The organism is Agrobacterium sp. rho-13.3, assembly GCF_033957765.2.
Taxonomy (GTDB): Bacteria; Pseudomonadota; Alphaproteobacteria; order Rhizobiales; family Rhizobiaceae; genus Agrobacterium.
Genome location: NZ_CP192775.1, coordinates 584,231 through 602,979 on the forward strand (window position 1 = coordinate 584,231; position 18,749 = coordinate 602,979).

17 protein-coding genes are annotated in these 18,749 nt (G+C 55.9%); 7 read left to right on the forward strand and 10 right to left on the reverse strand.

The window, feature by feature from the left end; translation table 11 throughout:
- Positions 1-507: 507 nt before the first annotated feature.
- From RMR16_RS17585 to RMR16_RS17615, 7 genes are all read left to right on the forward strand, one after another.
- Complete coding sequence (locus tag RMR16_RS17585; RefSeq protein ID WP_320198606.1) at positions 508-1,782, forward strand: ABC transporter substrate-binding protein; 1,275 nt, start codon at positions 508-510, stop codon at positions 1,780-1,782.
- 67 nt (positions 1,783-1,849) lie between these two features.
- Positions 1,850-2,728: a carbohydrate ABC transporter permease gene (locus RMR16_RS17590; RefSeq protein WP_320198607.1), complete on the forward strand. Its 879-nt coding sequence runs from the start codon at positions 1,850-1,852 to the stop codon at positions 2,726-2,728.
- Positions 2,721-3,554, forward strand: a complete 834-nt coding sequence (locus tag RMR16_RS17595; protein WP_320198608.1) for a carbohydrate ABC transporter permease — start codon at positions 2,721-2,723, stop codon at positions 3,552-3,554. The genes RMR16_RS17590 and RMR16_RS17595 overlap by 8 nt, the downstream gene beginning before the upstream one ends.
- Entirely contained in the window at positions 3,555-4,964 is a 1,410-nt protein-coding gene (locus tag RMR16_RS17600) for a phosphodiester glycosidase family protein (RefSeq protein ID WP_320198609.1), read from the forward strand.
- The gene (locus tag RMR16_RS17605) at positions 4,961-6,085 is read left to right on the forward strand and encodes an ROK family transcriptional regulator (RefSeq protein ID WP_320198610.1); all 1,125 of its coding nucleotides are present in this window, start codon (positions 4,961-4,963) and stop codon (positions 6,083-6,085) included. Before RMR16_RS17600 ends, RMR16_RS17605 begins: the two co-directional genes overlap by 4 nt.
- Positions 6,086-6,123: 38 nt before the next feature.
- Positions 6,124-7,239 carry a sn-glycerol-3-phosphate ABC transporter ATP-binding protein UgpC gene (gene ugpC, locus RMR16_RS17610; RefSeq protein WP_320198611.1) on the forward strand — a complete coding sequence of 372 codons (1,116 nt, stop codon included), beginning with the start codon at positions 6,124-6,126 and terminating at the stop codon, positions 7,237-7,239.
- A gap of 55 nt (positions 7,240-7,294) precedes the next feature.
- A complete protein-coding gene (locus RMR16_RS17615) occupies positions 7,295-7,585 on the forward strand; it encodes a SemiSWEET family sugar transporter (protein WP_320198612.1) in 291 nt (96 codons plus the stop codon).
- A gap of 169 nt (positions 7,586-7,754) precedes the next feature.
- Here the strand turns inward: RMR16_RS17615 and RMR16_RS17620 are convergent, their stop codons facing one another.
- The 10 genes from RMR16_RS17620 to RMR16_RS17665 form a co-directional block, all read right to left on the reverse strand.
- A complete protein-coding gene (locus RMR16_RS17620; protein ID WP_320198613.1) occupies positions 7,755-10,028 on the reverse strand; it encodes an FG-GAP repeat domain-containing protein in 2,274 nt (757 codons plus the stop codon).
- Positions 10,029-11,088: 1,060 nt separating this feature from the next.
- A complete protein-coding gene (locus tag RMR16_RS17625) occupies positions 11,089-12,081 on the reverse strand; it encodes a Gfo/Idh/MocA family protein (RefSeq protein ID WP_320198614.1) in 993 nt (330 codons plus the stop codon).
- A 12-nt stretch (positions 12,082-12,093) separates the two neighbouring features.
- On the reverse strand, positions 12,094-13,257 hold the full coding sequence (locus tag RMR16_RS17630; protein ID WP_320198615.1) for an adenosylhomocysteinase: 1,164 nt from the start codon (positions 13,255-13,257) through the stop codon (positions 12,094-12,096).
- A 104-nt stretch (positions 13,258-13,361) separates the two neighbouring features.
- A complete protein-coding gene (locus RMR16_RS17635) occupies positions 13,362-14,276 on the reverse strand; it encodes a LysR substrate-binding domain-containing protein (RefSeq protein ID WP_320198616.1) in 915 nt (304 codons plus the stop codon).
- Between the two features lie 171 nt (positions 14,277-14,447).
- A complete protein-coding gene (locus tag RMR16_RS17640; RefSeq protein ID WP_320199022.1) occupies positions 14,448-14,600 on the reverse strand; it encodes a hypothetical protein in 153 nt (50 codons plus the stop codon).
- Positions 14,601-14,667: 67 nt separating this feature from the next.
- Complete coding sequence (gene araD1, locus RMR16_RS17645; RefSeq protein ID WP_320198617.1) at positions 14,668-15,660, reverse strand: AraD1 family protein; 993 nt, start codon at positions 15,658-15,660, stop codon at positions 14,668-14,670.
- A 72-nt stretch (positions 15,661-15,732) separates the two neighbouring features.
- Positions 15,733-16,539 carry a transporter substrate-binding domain-containing protein gene (locus tag RMR16_RS17650; protein ID WP_320198618.1) on the reverse strand — a complete coding sequence of 269 codons (807 nt, stop codon included), beginning with the start codon at positions 16,537-16,539 and terminating at the stop codon, positions 15,733-15,735.
- 34 nt (positions 16,540-16,573) lie between these two features.
- A complete protein-coding gene (locus RMR16_RS17655) occupies positions 16,574-17,299 on the reverse strand; it encodes an amino acid ABC transporter ATP-binding protein (protein ID WP_320198619.1) in 726 nt (241 codons plus the stop codon).
- Positions 17,300-17,314: 15 nt separating this feature from the next.
- Positions 17,315-17,959 (reverse strand): amino acid ABC transporter permease, encoded by a 645-nt coding sequence (locus RMR16_RS17660; protein WP_320198620.1) that lies wholly within the window; start codon positions 17,957-17,959, stop codon positions 17,315-17,317.
- Between the two features lie 10 nt (positions 17,960-17,969).
- Positions 17,970-18,653 carry an amino acid ABC transporter permease gene (locus RMR16_RS17665; RefSeq protein WP_320198621.1) on the reverse strand — a complete coding sequence of 228 codons (684 nt, stop codon included), beginning with the start codon at positions 18,651-18,653 and terminating at the stop codon, positions 17,970-17,972.
- Positions 18,654-18,749: the final 96 nt, after the last annotated feature.

Consider the following 18,749-nt stretch of genomic DNA (forward strand, 5'->3'; position numbering starts at 1 on the left):
CGCGTTCCTTGCAAAATCATCTGAATCCCGAGCGCAGCGGGTTCTTGTTCAGCGGAAATCATTGCAGTTCAATGTCATAGCTCCCACTATGCAGGACAATCACGACGTTGCGATAAACTCGCATTTATTTCCTTAATAAAAATTATATAGCTAACCTCATATAGAGAGGTTGTATAAATGTGACCGTGAGAGATTCCGATTTCTTTTAGGACAAAGCTGTGGGAGCGCGCGCTGGGCGCTATGAATAGCCTCGCCGTTTCTGTGGGATCAACGAATTACACTTATAATATCTTTTAATATCAGTTGCTTATTTATTTTCTTTCGATTGCGTCATGGCAGCATGGGGGAGGAAGAGGCGAACGCTCTGGCCGACAAGATCGCTCGTTCGCTAATCTAACGCTTTCCGCCGGAAGGTTATCGATACTGTCATATGGTTGCAATGATGTGGTGCTAATTCGCTATTAAATGCCAAACTAGAAATAAATAGTCGCGAATTCGGAGCGCACCATGTCACGATCTCTTACTCTCGCTTTAGGCCTAATTCTCTCCACCGGCGGCATGGCTTCCGCCGCAGACATTACCCTGCGCTACATGAGCTGGGACCCAACCCAACTTGAGAAGGAGCGTCCGGCCATCGCCGCTTTCGAGGCCGCGCATCCCGGTGTTCACATTCAGGCCCAAGCCCTGCCGCCATCCGACTATTGGCCGCGCGTTTCCGCGATGGCAGCAGCGAAAGACCTGCCCGATGTCATGATGATGTCCTCGGGCTATATCCAACAATGGGTCGAAGCCGGGAATCTCGTCGATCTCGGCACTCATCTCGATGAAGGCACCCTTGCCGGCTATAATGGAAACGCGGTGGCGACGGCGCGTTTCGGCAATGGCCTTTTCGCTGTCCCGCAAAGCTGGTCGGGGCCAGTCCTGTTTTACAATAAAACGGCCTTCGATGCCGCTGGCGTTTCCTATCCTTCAGCCAACTGGTCTTGGGCGGACTTTCTCAATGCCGCACGGACATTGACGAAAGATACCAATGGCGACGGCTACCCGGAACAGTGGGGCTACTGGATTTACGGCCGTTACGCCCAGGTCGACGGATGGGTGTTCCGCAATGGTGGGCGCTATCTCAATGAAGCAGGCACCGCACTGGAACCCAACGAAGCCGCCGTCAACGCCCTTCGTTTCCTTACCGATCTCACCATAACCGAAAAAGTCGCACCCAGACCGCAGGATCTGCAAGGCGTTCGCCAACAGGATGCCTTCCCGCTCGGCATGGCGGCGATGTGGGTGGATGGTTCATGGAATATCTCCAACATCCGAACCGTCGCAGGCGACAGTTTCCAGTGGGGTATTGCCGAAATCCCCGCAGGGCCGGATGCAACCCCGCAAACCCTGCGGTCCTATGCTTGGCCCGACATGCTGGCAGTTGGTTCGGGTTCGAAGCATGAGGAACTCGCCGTCGCCTTCATCCGGTTTATGACGGGTGAGGGACGCAGTCCTTCGGATTTCCTTGGCGGCAAGGTTCCGGCCTTCGATGCGATCGCGGCACAGGAAGACTGGCTGGAGCGCAATCAGCAGCCGGACAACAAGGCCGTTCTGCTTCAGATCGGCCGGCAGGCGCTCTACACCGGCTTTAGCCGTAGCTGGGACGCATGGCGCGGTTATGGCGCCTCGGGCTCTGCTGGCGTGAACGGCGAACTCGACGAAGTATTCAACGGTCGTAAGTCGCTCGATGATGCGATCGCGAGTTTCGTCGCCTATGCCAACGACGTCATGAAACGTTGATCCATGTTCAACAAAGGGCCGGCGAGCGACATGATCCCGTTCGCCTGTCGGCCCAAAGGATACCGACATGACAAAGAACCGGCGAGATGCCGTCTTCATCGGCCTGCTTTTCCTGCTGCCCACCATGATCGGGCTCAGTGTTTTTCGGCTCGTTCCCATCGTCTGGGCATTCGCGATGTCCTTCATGCGGTGGCAAATTTTCGATACTCCGAGTTGGGTGGGGTTCGACAACTATCTCCACATCCTCGCCTCGCCGACCAGCGGCCGAGTGTTCATGAACACGCTGTGGTTCATGGCGATCTATGTGCCGGGTGTCATCATCATAGGGCTCGTCCTCGCCGTTCTCCTGAACAACGGCCTTAGAAGCTCGGCCTTTTTCCGCGGCGCATTCTTCTTGCCGTACATCAGTTCCACGGTCGCGGTGGTTCTGGTCTGGAAATGGATTTTTTCCACGCGGTTCGGATTGCTCAACAATCTCCTACTCTGGTTCGGTGTCTCTAGCCCCCCGGCCTGGCTGGCCGACCCGGTCTTGGCCCTGCCTGCGGTCGCCATCGTTTCCGTCTGGAAAGATAGCGGGTTTTTCATGCTGCTGCTGCTGGCGGGACTTCAGACAATCGACACCTCCGTCTATGAAGCCGCCCGCATGGATGGCGCCCGCAAGCTCCGCCAGTTCTTCGAGATCACCATTCCGCTCATCTCTGGCAGTATCTTCTTCGTCCTGATTATGGCGCTGGTCCGCTCTACCCAGACATTCGAGATCACCTATGCCCTAACCGGCGGCGGCCCTAACGGCGCCTCCACCACGCTCGCGTTCTTCATCTACGAGAACGCATTCGTCCACTTCCAGATGGGATATGCCTCAGCGCTTGCCTATCTGCTGTGCTTCGCCATCGGCCTGCTCACGCTGGTCAATTTCTATTTCCGCAGGAGATGGGTGCATGAGTAACAGGCTCACATTACCGTTGCTGTATGGCGTCCTCTCCATCTACGCGCTTTTCACGCTGTCGCCCTTCATCTGGATGTTGCTGACATCGTTCAAGATGCCAGCGGATATCTTCCGCGTACCGCCAAGTTTCATTCCGACCACGATGTTCACCGATGCGCCGCTGGTGAATTACAGCAGGGTGCTGACGGAGCTGGATTTCGGGCGTTACTTCCTCAATTCGCTTCTGGTTTCCGGACTGGCGGCGGTCGGGCAGGTCATCACCTGCACATTGTCCGGCTATGCCTTTGCGAAATTGCCGCTGCCCGGCAAGAACGTGCTCTTTGCCATCGTTCTGGCGACCGCCTTCGTCCCGAACGAAGTGACCATCATCCCAGAATACCTGCTGATGCGGCAGTTAGGCTGGATCAACACCTTCCTGCCGCTGATCGTGCCGTCATTTCTGGTGGGTGCGTTCGGCGCGTTCATGCTGCGTGAATATTTCTCGGCGCTCCCAAACGATTATGCAGAGGCCGCACGGATGGACGGGGCCTCTCCGTTCCGTATTTTCCGTGAAATCTACCTGCCACTGTCGATCCCGGCCCTGATCTCAGTGTTCATCGTCGCCTTCATCAACAACTGGGACGAACTACTTCGGCCGATCCTCTATCTGAACTCGCCCGAGCTCTACACCGTTCCCCGAGGTCTCATGAGTCTGGTGAGCGAATATGAAGCGCAATGGACATTGTTCATGGCCGGGTCCGTCATCTCCATCCTGCCGCTCGTTCTGATCTACATCCTCGGGCAGCGCTATGTGCTGCAAGGATTCATGGGCGGCGGCGTCAAATAAATGCAAATGGATATCAACAACGTGCACAGACTGAGAAAAGACGTCATCACCCTTGCCTCGGGCGCCGAAGCCCAGGTGGTTTTCATTCCGGTGGAGCGCTTTCATGTCGAAAGCCTCAACCTGGCGCCTCCCGCCGAAGCTGTCGACATGATCGCCGCTGGCCTCAGCAGCGCGAGACTGGAGACCACAACCTACCCCGTTCCACATCCGGCAGTGCGAAGCGCGCAGCCCCAATCTCTTCCGGGATTCGGCGCGGCAGAAATCGAGGTATGGGCAGAGCGCGTAGCGATCATCAGCCACGGATATCGGGGGGTGCGCGTGACGACCACGGAACTGTGGCACGATCGTCGTGGTCCGGTTCCGGGAAAACTTCCGGTTCCACTCGCGCATGTAGACCTTCTGCGGCTTCGAAGCGCGACCTTGGCGCGGAACCAAATCCTGGCAAACGCCAACCACTTCCTGTTCGACCCCCGCGAGTTCGATACACCTTTCGAGGCGTACGGAGACCCCATCGGCATGGTCGTCGCCAAGGGCGTGATCCTCCATCCGCCGCAGGTGCCGCGCGCCTGCCTCGTCAGCGACAGCGGCAGGTGTATGATCACCAACAACGCCTTCGAGGATGTCGTGCTCGTCCTGCCGGGCGGGATGGAGATTCCGGCGCACGGCGCGGGTGCTTTCGACGATGTGCCGCGGCCGGTCGCCATCGCGCGTTATTTCGGCAGCATGGACGGGCTGACTCCCGCGTCCGAAGTGGCGGTCGAAATCGCGGTCGTAGGCCGCCATGCTGTCGCGATCGCAAGAGGAGGACAGCTCCCGATACCCAGAACCGGATGCGTTATCCGCTTTCCCGGGGAACCGGATCAAACCCTGCTTGACGCGCTGCATAGAGGAGAGCCCGTCACCTATCGTCTCCTGAAAGGCCATATAGAGGAAGGCGTGCAATCCGGCCCGCGCCTTGTTACCGGCGGTCGTATCGAGACCGACAAGGCGGCATTCCTGAAGGAAGGCGTATTCGTCGAGGGTGTGGAAGGCGATCTGTCTCAGCCTTCGCCCTATGACTGGCATGCCGATTTGCATGAAACTCGTGCCGCGCGCTTGGGCGCGGGCATCGACGCCGAGGGGCATCTGTTCCTGATCGCGGTGGAGGGCAAATCCTCTTACGTCGAGGGTGCTGGTGCAGCCATCGGTGCAACGCTGCATGATATCGCCGAGCTTCTTCTCCGTTTCGGGGCAGTCGAGGGGCTGCATCTCGACGGTGGCGGATCGACGCAGCTGTTTCAGCCATTCGGAGGTTCGCTGCTACGGCCGGGAGATTTCTGCAAGGGTTTCAATGACGCGGTCGCGGATTACGACCGCCCGCTCCCGCTGGGACTAAAGCTTGAACTGCGGGTCACGGAGGTCGAGGAATGATCCATCACCGAGACTTGAATCTCATCCAGCGCCGATCACTTCAAGCGGTTATCGATGGCGATGCGCCGAGTAGGCTGGAGATTTCCCATATTCTCGGGGTTTCGCCGCAAACCATGACGCGGACGATCAAGGGACTCGTCGAAAACGGCATTCTAGATGAGCAACCGGATGCGAACGGACAGAGGGGCCAGCCTTCGCGAAGACTTGCGTTCCGTGCCGGTAGCCTCGTTGTCATCGGCTTGGCGCTTTCCACCTATCGTTTGATCGTGACTGTCGAGGATTTGGCCGGCTCGCGTCTCATGAAAGACGAAGAGGAGGGTGACTTCCGCGAGCCAGGACCTGCGCTGGAGCTTGCATCGCGCAAGATAGCACGGGCCCTTTCCGCATTTGGCGGGCGCGAGCGCGTCGTCGGAATCGGGATCGCTGCGCAGGGCTTTCTGATCGAGCGCGGTCACGTTGTCGTTTCTATCGGCAATCCGGTCGCCTGGTCGGCGATCGACCTCAAGGAGTATTTCGAGGCCCAATTTGGCCTCCCAGTAAACCTGCAGAACGACGCTAAGGCGATTGCCGTCGGTACGATCCGCGAAGGTTTCGCTCGACGCTATAGCAGCTATGCCTGCATCTATCTCACGAATGGTATCGGTGGAGCCCTCGTCCACAACGGACAACTCTACGAGGGCATGGCCGCAAATGCTGGCGAGGTAGGTTTTTTTGTGCCGCCCACAAAATTTCGGCCCACGGTTCCGAATTTTCTGGAAGCTGCCCGGCTCACTCGACTCGACGACTGGACGGACGATATGTCGATGGATCGTCAGGTTGTCTCGTGGTGTGTAGGGGCTGGTGCGCAACTTTCGCCAGCAGTCCAGATGGCCATTCATCTCTATGACGTGCCCGCGGTCCTTGTCTGCTCTCAGTTGCCTCGCGTGGTTCTCCAAGCGATATGCGACGCCATCCTCGTCGTTCCAATCGGCAACAATGTACTTGGAGATCACGACTCCAGAAAACTGCTCAAGCAGCCCGTGGTCGTGCCTATCAACGACACTTCTCTAAATAAAGGCGCCTGCGCTCTGGCGACCGACTATTTCCTGCGCTGCTCATCCAAGGACGTGCTGCCGGCATAAGTGCGTCGCGTCAAGAACCAATGTGGAAGGAAACATCGATGGCACCGATCTCTCTTCGTGACGTCAAAAAAAGCTATGGGAAGAACGCCGTTGTTCACGGTGTGGATCTTGAAATCGAGTCCGGCGAATTCATCGTCATCCTCGGCCCGTCAGGTTGCGGCAAGTCCACGCTGTTGCGGATGATCGCCGGGCTGGAGGACATCACCGGCGGCCAGATCGTCATTGGCGGCAAGGTCGTGAATGAAATAGAACCGCGCGAACGCGGCTGCGCGATGGTCTTCCAAAATTACGCCCTTTATCCTCACATGACGGTGGCAGGCAATATCGGTTATGGGCTGAAGGTCTCCGGCGTCGAGAAGGTTGAGCGTGAACGCCGTGTCCAGCAGACCGCCAAGGCGTTGGGGCTGGAAAACCTCCTTGACCGCAAGCCCGCTGCCCTGTCAGGCGGCCAACGTCAGCGTGTCGCCATGGGCCGCGCGATTATTCGCGAACCCGGAGTTTTCCTCTTCGACGAGCCCTTGTCCAATCTCGATGCCAAGCTTCGCATCACCATGCGGGCGGAAATCCGCCGCCTGCACCAGAGCCTCGGGGCGACCTCGATCTTTGTCACGCATGACCAGCACGAAGCCATGACGCTGGCCGACCGAATCATCGTGATGAACGGCGGTCGGGTCGAACAGGTTGGTACACCGGACGAGGTCTATCACCGGCCAGCCACACGCTTCGTAGCCGGCTTTGTTGGCACGCCTGGCATGAATCTTCTCGAAGGTCAGATCGGCCAAGATGGGACATTCGTTTATGGCGACGACCAGACCTTCGGTCGTGTGGCGCTATCCGGGAACCGGGGGCGTCCATTCGCCCGCCGACGCGTGACACTCGGCGTGCGGGCCGAGGCAGCTCAGTTCGTAGCACCCGGCACGGCAGGCTCATTGGTTGCGACAGTCAACTTCATCGAGGAGTTGGGCGCAAGCCGGATTGTGCATGTCGATCTCGATGGCATGCCCTTTGCGGTAGCGACGACGGTACGGACAACACCGAAGCCCGGAGAGCAAGTTGGCATCGCCATCGACCAGGATGGCATTCATCTTTACGCCGCCGACACCGGAAGCAGCCTGAGCGCGGAACCTTCAAGTACCGAACTGGCCGATGGCTGAAACATGAAGACTCCTGAGCTTTGGTCAGGCAACGGCGTTATTAAGGAGAACATAGGTGTTTAACGCGGAAATTATTGGTACCATCGCAGGAACGATAACCTCCCTCTGCTGGCTTCCCCAAATCGTCGCAATTGTGCGAACAAGGAACGTTGAAGGAATATCGACAGGTACGAACGGCCTTTTGATTGTTGGCGCAATTCTTTGGATTGCATACGGTCTTCTTCTCCGTGCGCCATCGGTTATTATTTTCAATACGATTATGTTGTTCCTTGTAGGACTGATGCTGTTTCTTTCGCTCAAGTATCGAAAGCGCGTAGCACATCTTGATTGCCAGGACGCGCCGTAACCCCAACCAAGAATGGTATTTCTGCCTTTTCCATCGTAATGACTGTTTCAGGCCACATTACCTCCTTTTTTGGTCGTCATCCTTTCGGCGAGCCTGCTCGACTGCATAAGGCAAGCTGGGGCCGACGCCACCGGGAACAAGCTTCCAGGGGCGTCCGCCTCCATAGACTTTATTTAGGAATGAATGGGCCGCCACTTGTATTTGCACGGATTACAATTGGGTTGGACGCGTTGCCAAAGCCAAGCAAATCACCTACTCCGTCGCCATTGAAGTCGCCGGTTAAGCGCGGAAATCTATCCATGCTCGCCCAACCTTGGGCTTGCGAAAAATCATTAGACCAAAACGAGGGCGACGTAAAACTAGTCCCTGTCGAAAAGCTTACCAGAACTTGCCTGGCAGATATCCAAACAACGTCAGCTTTACCATCACCGTTCATGTCTTGGAGAAAGCGAGGAAGCGTGTCTTGACTCGTCCAACCGGTCTGCCCCGTGAGCCAATTGGTCTCTTGTGCGAAGTTTTGTCCGGTCGATCGGGATACAACGACGTTGCCCTGCTCATTGAAACCAACAATATCGGCGCGCCCGTCGCCGTCAACGTCTCCGACCAATCGCGGAAATCTATCTTGTGTAGTCCAACCTTGATTGACTGTAAAATTTGTTGACCACACTCTAGATGGCGAGAAAGCAGCTCCCGTCGATAAAGCAACAAAGACCTCCGTTTGTCCGAAGCCAACAATGTCTTGCCTTCCATCTCCGTCCACGTCACCTAGCATCCGGGGAAACGTGTTCCACGATGGCCAATTTGCCATAGCGTCGGTCGACCAATTCTCCGAATTAATGTATATACCATTCGAGTTCCGCGAAACCCGTATTTGTCCAGATTTTTTTGTAAATCCTACTATAGCCGCATGTCCGGAACGATCAACGTCGCCAACAAGGCGAGGATATTCATTAAAATTCGACCAACCTTGCGAAGTCGTAAAGTCATTAAGACGTGTTGAGGACCGATAGAACGAACTTCCGGTACTGATGTCGATTATTACGGAATTTGTCCCGAATCCAATTAGATCATTTCGGCCATCTCCATTCACATCCGCAGCAAAGCGTGGATTTGTTGAATTAGAAGTCCAACCGGCCATATCTGACGTCCAGGATTGAGATTGTGTGACGGCGACACGCGGAGGTTCAATTTGATTGCCAGGAGCCAGGATGTTTAAAAACGTGGGTATCGGTCGCTCGCGATCCCTATTGCCAACCTGATCGCCTGGCGCTGTGCAGGCGGTACGAGGCGCCCCTACGCAGCGATGAAAGGGAACAGACCCCAATGCACCTATCGATGGCGGCTGACTGCTTACAAACTGCGACGAGCCGGATCCATCGAGAACAAATACAGTCTGAGACCCAAAGCTGTCGCGGAGATAGTTATTGACGTCTGGGACGGTAAAGCCTGTGTCTCCACCTGTGCCACGCCTGCCATTCTGAACAACGAGGATGACCATACGGAAGCTTTGCCCGTTGTTTATAGGGGTCAGCCCGATCGCAGTGCGTCCAACCGGGCTGAGTGGCTTTGTAGCGTCTGCTAAGAAGGTAGTACCATTATGAAAGGTCAGGTTTCCAGCAATAACTGCCCGTGATGATCCAAATATCGCGCCAGAACTCGAAATTTGCGCAGCGGGGATTATTGCAATCGGACTCGCGCTCGCGCTCGGGAAAAGCGCGAGGGCATCGCTTAATGGCAAAGATCTGCCATCTACATCGATTTCGGGTGTATTGGGGTCGGCCAGGATGAAACCATTCGATATTGAAGCTCCAAACGGCTTGCTGCACGGCTCGTTGTAGCTAACGCCACCAGGCAGGTCGTCTGGTTTTTCTGGCCATCGAAAGCCACGAAGGTCAAAGTGATTTGTGTTTATCGCGAAAGATGGAACGTTTTGCGGCATGCCGGGTCTTAAGGTATGCCAGTTTGAAAGCGGCCAAGTTGGAAATGACAGTCTTTCAGTAGTTGCGTCGCCTGAAAAAATTTCGCCGCACGTTGGAGTGTGGGCGCTGCAGGAAGCTACATTCGGCCACATGCTCTGTTTAACGCGGCTGCAATCCACAGGTGTGAATCTTGTTTCGGGAATATTGAAGTCCAAATATCGTACATCGCGGATATCGATGACATAACCCCGCTGGCCCGTCTTCCCCGAGGCATGCGACGGAAGCGTAGAAAAAGTGACATTATTGAGGGAAGGATTTGGAAGCGGCCATGTGGAGAGCGGCTTTACACAATGAATGTTTGAAGAGGCATTTTCGTCCGCAACCGCGCAATCAACGATGGTACCAGAGCCTCCATCGTCTGATGGTTTGTCCATCGCGAACGCTGTTTGATCCCAGGGTGCCAGAGTATATGATATTAAAATAGCCGCAGTGGCGACGCATTTTCTAAAATAGTGATTCATCATTTCAATTCCTCACTCCTAAGGTGAATGATCATAAATATTGCCATGTTAAACTTGGGTATGATGAAATAGACGGGGGTTAGGTCGGGAAACCCGCCAATGTCTTCGGCAGGAAAGAGGCCCTACCATACAGGCAGCATTTCGACAGGCCGGACCTCCCGTATAAATTGTACCTTCAGCAAGGGTATCGCCTATGGTCTAGGCACATGCTGGAGAATCATAGGGCAGCGATAGAGCGCGGTCGATTTGCAGAAAACTTTGCATAAAAGGTTTTAATATCGAGATTGACGCTTAGTGGACCACTCAACGGCATCGCACCATGAAGCCCGAGTGGCGTTCGAAAAAGTGCTGGTTCGGGACCATCGATTACCGAACCGCTTTTCATATAATATGAATAGTCGAAGTCTGGACGGAGCTTTAGACCATCGTTGATTTCGCTGTAGATGTAACAATATGCCAATCTGAAATGGACACGGAATTATATATTCACATAGCAGTAAAGTATGAGGATGCGTGAGCAGTCTCCCAATTTCGGGATAAACCAGACCGCAGATGTATTCCTCTAGGTACAGCTCAAGGCGAGCCATTAAACATCATCTAAAATCGCTATATGCTCACGAGAAACACGATTTTGATCAAAATCCTAGTTATGCCAATCGCACTCTCCGATTGTTCTTGCAAACACAACCCTCGCAAATGCTACAATCTACGAAGCGTCGTAGTCAAGCAAAGAAAAGGATAAAAATACAATTTTAAATGGAAATATTTTTGAAAAGTCAGCTCGATTGTCATACGTTTGTAGTAATCTATCGATACATACATACGAATATTTGCAATTTTTGGTAAAGATTCGTGAATTTTGAAGAGTTGCCGTTGATTGCTGATCAGCTTCAAAGTGCGATCCGAAACATGACCTGACAAGCACTTTTTTTGTTGGCCGACCCGGCGGTTCATCAAGATGGCCTGCGGCAAACAAAACGTATTTGCCATGAATAGCTATACGAAAACCGCATGAATATCTGGTTTCGGCGGGGCCGTTTTGCCATATAATGCTTCCTGCTCGTCAGTCGTCGACACGGCAGCAAGCATGCCAGTCGGTGAGAAATCCCATGATCTCCAGCGAATCTTTGAGCCGGGGCGAAGGCCTACGGGCTTGTGTCAGCTTGTCGCGCAGGGCGGTTTCGACTGACGATACCTGATGCTGAAAGGCATCTAGCCCGCTGGATACGACGGTCCGCTCCGGCGCATGGCCGTAGATTTCAATCTCGATAACATTGTCGCCAGCGACAGGAAGCCAAGGGTTGGTCTTAAAACGGGCGACGCCCTTGTTGCCATAGATGGTAAAATTCCATGCCATGCCATAGCTGTCGGTCGACTGAAGCGTAGCGAGCACGCCGTTCGAGAACCGGACAGAGACCGCCGCGTCACTGACATTGCCGTCCGTGCCAGACATAACGCCGTGACCGGCAATTTTCCTAAGACTGAACGCGTCGTCACCGCACATTGTTTGCAGGACATAATGCAAGAGCGATACCGGATAACATCCCAGATTGAAAAGCGTGCCGCCGCCGGCGGGATTGACGAATTTGCTGATATCGGCGGCATAGAGGCCGTTGATCGACCTGAGTTCCCCTAGGCTACCTGATCGAAGGATTGCACCCAATCGGGCAATCAGCGGGTGATTGAGATACATCAACCCTTCCATGAAAAATACGCCGGATGTCCGCACGGCGTCCGCGAGCGCATCAGCCTCCGCCATGGTCACGGTGAGCGACTTTTCCGAAACAATTGCCTTGCCAGCCTCGGCAGCGGCTATTACCGCCGTGTGGTGAACATTGTTCGGCAGCCCAACATAGACCACATCGACATCGCCATCTTCCAGCAACGCGCCGATATCGCCATGGCGCTTCGCAATTCCGTGGCGGTCCGCGAAGCTTTGCAGGCGGCCGGGATCACGGCCCGTGACCGCTTCAAGACGTGAATTTTCGCTGGAGGCGATGGCTTGCGCCATCGTGTCCGAAATGAAACTGGTCCCAAGAATTCCCCAACGCAACATTCCACATTGTCCTTAGCGATTGAGATCAAGATAGGCAGAGGCGACCTTCGCATCGATATCGGCAGGGACCGGAACCACGCAGGAGGTGTGGTCGAGCTGGCCGCCAGCGACCCGTTCGAGGCAGCGCGCCTGAAGGGCAAAGCCCAGATCCATGGATTCGACCGAGTTACCCAAGGGACGCGCACCGGCAAGATTGGCCATATGACCGCCGCCGAGGATATGGATTTTCCGGCCATCCTCTAGATGGAGGGTTTCAATACCATCGGCAGCATATCTATCGATTCTAGTGGCACCCACCACGGCCTTGATGTCATCGACGTCGATCTCAGTGGGAAAATGTCCGCCGTTCATCAGGATAACACCATCCTTGAACAGTGGCAGGTCTGCGGCAGTGATCACATCGGCAAAGCCTGTGACGGTGATAATCAAATCCGCCGAGGTGATGGCGTCACGTCTAAGCGGCGTCGAGAAGCCATCGAGATGGGCTTCGAGTGCCGTGACCGGATCGGTATCAACGACACTGACGGCGCTGTAGGCATGGCGAAAGCAGGCTGCCGTGCCCTTTCCGCACGCACCGTAGCCAAAAACCGTCACGCGCTTGCCGTTGGTCGAGCGATTGGTGAAACGCATATAGCTCTCGAACAGCGACTGGCCGACGGCGTGGCGGTTTTCGGCGAATTGCTTGATCGGGCTGTCGTTGATGACGAGGACCGGCAATCCGATCGCAACGCGCATCGGCGCGAGACGACGTCGGCCGGATGTCGTTTCCTCGGTGCCGCCCAGGAGGTTTTTATAGGGACGATCGGCCACGCGGCCGAAAAGATCGCCGCCATTGTCGAGCAGCAGATCCGGTTTGCGATCAAGCAGGGCATCGATAAAGCCGCTATGGGCAGCGGCGTCAGTCGTTTTTCCGCCGATCACATCGATCTGATGCCGTTCAAGATATTCCACCGTTTCGGGCTGCGTGCTGTTGAGATTGCCAGTCACGACAAGACTGGCGCCGCCAGCGCGCAGTGTCAGGAGAAGAGCGACAGTCTTTGGTTCCAGATGAATGGCCGTGCCGATCGTCAAACCGCGAAACGGCTGCGTCTGCGAGAATTCTTCTGCTATCGTCTTCAGCAGCGGGCAACTGTTCGCCACCCATTCGATCCGCGAAAGCTGGTCTTGTCGGGTCATGGCTCTTGTCTCCGCTGGTCATGTGTGCGCTGCGGATAGTCCCTAATATGCAAATTCGGTAGGCGACAGAGATATAATACTGCGGTGATGGGCAGTTTTCCTGTTCAGTCCGGATCGCTGGCCTGGCCTTCCCGCAACAACCAGTCCGCGAGAAGTCCGATCGCGTTGCTCTTGCGATCCGCGATCCGAGAACACAGCCTGAAGCCGACCGGTCGAGGTACGAAACCGAACGGCGCTGTCAGCGCATTGCCTGCGAGTTCTGTCTCTATCGAAACACGCGGCGCTATCGTCACGCCGAGGCCCGCCTTCGCCGCGCCGATCGCCAATGTCAAATCCTCGATTTCAACACGCTTCAAGAAGCGCGACGGACGCGTGCCGCTTTCGCGAAACCAGTCGTCCCACAGATAAGACACATCGCGTGCCACCAAGGCCGTGACGTTTTCTAGCCATCCCTCTCGATCGGCGCCGGATAGCGCAATTGCGGCAGGGCTGCAAACGGGGCCGAAGGCATCGGGCATGAATGCCGTTGCGACGATGTCAGGCAGCGGCCGATATTCGCCACCGGCAATCATGGCGTCGATATCGGGTGCATCGGCGAGTGTGCGGGTGATGGCAACCGGAACGATGTCAATTTCCAGATCGCGGAGATCGGCATGGATGCGCGACAGTTTCGGCATGAGCCAAGAGAGAGCCATCGGCATAGGCGCGCCAAGCCGAAGACGCGTCTTACGATCCCGTTGCTGGACCTCTTCTGCCGCGCGAGAGACAATCGCGAATGCAATTCCGACCGCATCGGCCAAACGCAGTCCGGTTGCATTGAGCGTCACACGGCCACCCGTGCGGAGAAAAAGAGCCGCGCCGAAATAGTCCTCAAGGCTTTGAAGCTGCTGTCGAACAGCGCCGGGCACAACGCCAAGATCTTCGGCGGCAGCTCGAAGGCTGCCGCAGCGGGCGAGCGCATCGAAGGCCCGAAGAGCGTTGAGCGGTGGCAGTGGATGCTTCAGGTTCAAAAGAGGCATTCTTTTCGTTCACTAGCGTATATGGCCACATTCATCTGCCAGAGAGGGGCTGTAAAGGAAAAGATGAAAATTGGAATTTCAGAATGCCTGTGTGATTTGAACGGAACATGTCGTTTCGGCTCCATCGAAACGACTATCCCGATGACTCACGGCAGTGGGCCAAGGCAATGATTATAGAAGCTGGCCGATAAAGCTGAGTTTGGCGTCTTCTGCGCTTGCCTGTACGTAAAGACCAACGACTTCATTGGTGTCGGACGGATTGATGTTTTTCGAAGTGTCGGCTCCGATCCACTCGCCGCCAATAAGGTTCTGATGGATAGTCATAGGCTTGAAGCCTACTCGGTGGCATAGAGTGCCCTTGCAAAAGGCACCACAGTCAAATGCATGGACATCAAAGCTGGCCGATCGTCACGTCGTCTTCGCCTGCACTCGCCAGTGTGTTGCGGAGCGGCAGACCAAATTCGGCAGCCTCGATTTCGAAGACATCACCCGCTTCGGTCTTGATGCCGTCACCGAAGGACAGTGTCGCCGTCCCGAACATATGCACATGCACATCGCCCGGTGCACGGAAAATTCCGTACTTGAAATGGTGATATTCGAGATTGGCAAAGCTATGGGACATGTTGGTTTCGCCCGACAGAAACGGCTTTTCCCAAAGGACAGCACCGTTGCGGATGATGCGCGAGGTACCGCGGATATCTCTTGGGGCTTCGCCAACCCGGATTTCCGGTCCGAAGCTTGCTGGCCGCAGCTTGGAATGGGCAAGATAGAGATAGTTGACGCGCTCGGTCACATGATCGGAAAATTCGTTGGCGACGGCAAAGCCGATGCGAAAGGGCGCACCCTTGTCGGAAATCACGTAAATGCCGGCCATTTCCGGCTCTTCGCCGCCATCCTGCGCAAATGATGGGGAGACGAGGTTGCCGCCGGGTGGGACCGCCTGGCTACCATTGCCCTTATAGAACCATTCGGGCTGAACACCCTTTTGACCGGGCTTCGGCTTGCCGCCTTCCAGCCCCATCTTGAACATTTTCATCGTGTCGGTAGCGCCCTCTTCCACCTTGGATACGGCGGCATGCATAGCATCGCGCGTCGATGCCGAGCCCAGATGCGTCAGGCCCGTGCCGGTCAAGTGCAGATGTGCGTCATCCGGATGGGTGATCGGTGGCAGGAAATTGCCCTTGGCGTAGGCATCCTGAAGATCGACTTCGTCGCCAAGGCCGTAGGCCTCGACAACAGCCTTGAGGCTCTTGCCCGAATTGGCGGCTTCCAGCGCCAGCGCATACACACTGCTGGCACCAAAAACCGTACGGGCAATCCCGCCTGCTTCGCGAACGGCGACCGTGATCGAACCGTCATTGGCCTTGACCTGGGAAATCAGCATTGTCTCAATCCTCTCTGGTACACAAAAAAGCCCACCCCGACAGCAAGGTCCGGGCAGACTTTTCCGTTCCTCTTACTTCTTGGCCTGATATTCAGCCGGCAGTGGAATGCCGAAATGCTTCTCGTAGATCGTGTTGAGATTGCCGCTCGAGATATTGGTGGCCACCCACTGGTTGAGCCAGGCTTTCAGCTCAGTCTCTCCTTGGCGCAGGCCGATGGCATAGGGCGCCGTCGTCATGACGAATTTGACTTCGACATTGCGCGAGGGGTTGGCGATATTGACCTGCTTGATCACGGAGGCAGCTGCGGCAATATAATCCTGCTGACCGGTGGAAATGGCGGTATTTGTCGTCGCGTCATCCTCGTAACGAACGATTTCGACACCGCTGGCGGCCTTTGCGCCCTTGGTGAGCGCCGCATCGCTTGTGGTACCGCGGGTTACGGCGACGGTCTTGCCGGAAAGCGCCGCAAAATCGGCAACCGCTTCACCAGCAGGGCCGCCGATGACCGTCGGCACAACGCCGTAAGGCGCCGAATAATCGATGACCTTCTTGCGCTCGTCGGTGATGGAGAAGGAAGCCATGACGATGTCGGCCTTGCCGGTCAAAAGGAAAGGCACGCGGTTTGGTCCCGTTACCGGAACGATTTCGAGTTCCACGCCCAGATCCTTCGCGAGCGCCTGTGCCGCTTCAACATCCGAACCGGACGGTTTCGCGCTGCCGTCGAGCATACCGTAGGGCGGGGCTCCCAGGTCGATGGCGATAAGGACGCGGCCCCGTGCCTTGATGTCGGCAAGCGTATCGGCCATGGCCGTCTGCGCCAGCGTGAAGACGGTTGCAGCCGCCAGCGTCAGTTTGATCAGTCCCTTAAAAGCCACCATCGTTACCTCCCTATGGTGAGAAAAATCGTCGTCGTCAAAGGCCGTTGCCGATGAACTGTTTCAGTTCCGGTGTCTGCGGATTGTCCAGCATAGAACCATCGCCGGTTTCCCACACGACGCCGTGATGCATGAAGATGATCGTATCGGCGACGCGCTTGGCGAACGCCATCTCATGCGTGACAAGCACCATGGTCATACCGCCCTGGGCCAGCGCCTCGATGGTTCTGAGCACCTCCCCGGTCAGTTCCGGATCAAGCGCCGACGTCACTTCGTCGAACAGCATCAGCTGTGGTTCCATAGCAAGCGAACGGGCAATCGCCACACGCTGCTGCTGGCCACCGGAGAGCTGTTCCGGATAGGACTGCGCTTTTTCCGACAGGCCGACCTGCCTCAGCACCCGTTCGGCAATTGTTTTGGCGTCCGCCTTGGAGAGCTTCTTGGCAAGGCGAGGCGCGAGCGTGATGTTTTCCTCGACCGTCAGGTGAGGAAAGAGATTGTAGCTCTGGAAAACGATCCCGACTTCCATGCGCAAATCGCGCAGATCAGGGTCCATACCCAGGCTTCGGCCGCAAACGTCGAGCGTGCCGGACTTGATCTTCTCGAGTCCGTTGATACAGCGAAGCGCCGTGCTTTTGCCCGAACCGCTGCGCCCGATGAGGGCGACGACGTGGCCTTTCGGCACATCGAACGAGACGCCTTTCAGGACTTCGACATGTCCATAGGCTTTGTGGACATCCTTGAACACTACCAGAGACGACATGGCCATTTCCCTAAATCAGCTGCGTTTGAGTTTGCGTTCGAGCGTCTTGCTATACTTGGAGAGCGGAAAGCAGATCGCGAAATAGAGAACGGCTGCGATCGTGAAGACGGTGAACGGCTTGAAGGTCGTATTGTTGATCAGACGGGCCGAATAGGTGAGGTCCGCAAATCCGATGACAACCGCGTAAGACGTGTTTTTGACGATCTGCACGAGAAAGCCGATGGTCGGCGGGATGGAAATCCGCACGGCTTGCGGCAAGATTACATGCGTGAGGCGCTGTAGGTTGGTCAGTGCCAGACATTCCGCCGCTTCCCATTGCGCCTTGGGCACGGATTCGATCGAGCCACGCCAGATTTCAGCGAGGTAGGCGCTGGAATAGGCAGTCATCGCGATGCCCGCCGCCACCAGCGCCGGCACGTTGAAGCCGGCAATCGAAATGCCGAAATAGGCCAGGAACATGATGATGGGCAGAGGAATGCCCTGAATGAGATTTATATAGGCTGCGATCGCGATACGAAGCGCGCCGTTCTTCGAGGTGCGGGCGATCGCGGCAGGCAGGCCGATAACGGTTCCGCCCACGAAGCCCAGCAGCGACAGAACCAGTGTCCAGCCAGCGCCCTGAAGGATGAAAAGAAGCTGCGGATATGTAATGCCACCCATGATCATGTCCTCACAGTGCCGTGCCGAGACGGCGTTTTCGGGTGAAGACGAGCTTGCCCACCAGCATCATGACCGCACGGGTCAGCCATGACAAAAGCAGGTAGACAGCGGCGACGACGATGTAGATTTCGAAACCACGGAAGGTGAGTGACTGTATGCCGTAGGCGCTACCCGTCAGTTCCTCGACGGAAATCTGCGACATGATCGACGTCGCCAGCATCATCAGAATGAACTGGCTGACCAGCGCCGGATAAACACGCTCGACGGCTTGTGGCAGCTCGACATAAAAAATCACCTGCCATGTCTTCAAGCCAAGACAGTTTGCCGCTTCGCGCTGGCCATTCGGCACGGATTCCAGACCTGCACGCAAAATTTCAGTCGTGTAGGCGCCGACATTGATAACCAGCGTGATGATCGCCGCATAAAAAGCCGGAATGCGAAAGCCGAGCGCTGCCATGCCGAAGAAAAGCCAGAAGGCCTGAATGACCAGTGGCGTGTTGCGGATGACGTCGACATAGGCGCCGACACAGCGCTGCGCCATGGGCGAACCGTGGATGCGTGCAATGGCGCACCCAGCGCCGAAGACGAAACCGAACACAATGCTGAAGCCCGAAAGCCAGAGCGTGCGCAAAGCGCCGTCGATGAGCTGAGGCCAGTACTCGACCACAAAGCTGAAATCAAACTGATAGCCCAAGATGTCCTCCCGTCAAGTTCGCTTCCCAATTTCCCTTGACGAAACTCACCTAACATGATTGTTTATTGCCTGCAATAGTCATTATTTCAATTCATC

Excerpts from the sequence above, each read along its gene's own strand:
- RMR16_RS17595 (WP_320198608.1), top strand. The coding sequence starts at position 2,721 with ATGAGTAACAGGCTCACATTACCGTTGCTGTATGGCGTCCTCTCCATC.
- RMR16_RS17590 (WP_320198607.1), top strand. The coding sequence starts at position 1,850 with ATGACAAAGAACCGGCGAGATGCCGTCTTCATCGGCCTGCTTTTCCTG.
- RMR16_RS17630 (WP_320198615.1), bottom strand. The coding sequence starts at position 13,257 with ATGACCCGACAAGACCAGCTTTCGCGGATCGAATGGGTGGCGAACAGT.
- RMR16_RS17625 (WP_320198614.1), bottom strand. The coding sequence starts at position 12,081 with ATGTTGCGTTGGGGAATTCTTGGGACCAGTTTCATTTCGGACACGATG.
- RMR16_RS17660 (WP_320198620.1), bottom strand. The coding sequence starts at position 17,959 with ATGGGTGGCATTACATATCCGCAGCTTCTTTTCATCCTTCAGGGCGCT.
- RMR16_RS17620 (WP_320198613.1), bottom strand. The coding sequence starts at position 10,028 with ATGATGAATCACTATTTTAGAAAATGCGTCGCCACTGCGGCTATTTTA.
- RMR16_RS17635 (WP_320198616.1), bottom strand. The coding sequence starts at position 14,276 with ATGCCTCTTTTGAACCTGAAGCATCCACTGCCACCGCTCAACGCTCTT.
- RMR16_RS17650 (WP_320198618.1), bottom strand. The coding sequence starts at position 16,539 with ATGGTGGCTTTTAAGGGACTGATCAAACTGACGCTGGCGGCTGCAACC.
- RMR16_RS17600 (WP_320198609.1), top strand. The coding sequence starts at position 3,555 with ATGCAAATGGATATCAACAACGTGCACAGACTGAGAAAAGACGTCATC.
- RMR16_RS17585 (WP_320198606.1), top strand. The coding sequence starts at position 508 with ATGTCACGATCTCTTACTCTCGCTTTAGGCCTAATTCTCTCCACCGGC.
- araD1 (WP_320198617.1), bottom strand. The coding sequence starts at position 15,660 with ATGCTGATTTCCCAGGTCAAGGCCAATGACGGTTCGATCACGGTCGCC.
- RMR16_RS17640 (WP_320199022.1), bottom strand. The coding sequence starts at position 14,600 with ATGACTATCCATCAGAACCTTATTGGCGGCGAGTGGATCGGAGCCGAC.
- RMR16_RS17655 (WP_320198619.1), bottom strand. The coding sequence starts at position 17,299 with ATGTCGTCTCTGGTAGTGTTCAAGGATGTCCACAAAGCCTATGGACAT.
- RMR16_RS17605 (WP_320198610.1), top strand. The coding sequence starts at position 4,961 with ATGATCCATCACCGAGACTTGAATCTCATCCAGCGCCGATCACTTCAA.
- ugpC (WP_320198611.1), top strand. The coding sequence starts at position 6,124 with ATGGCACCGATCTCTCTTCGTGACGTCAAAAAAAGCTATGGGAAGAAC.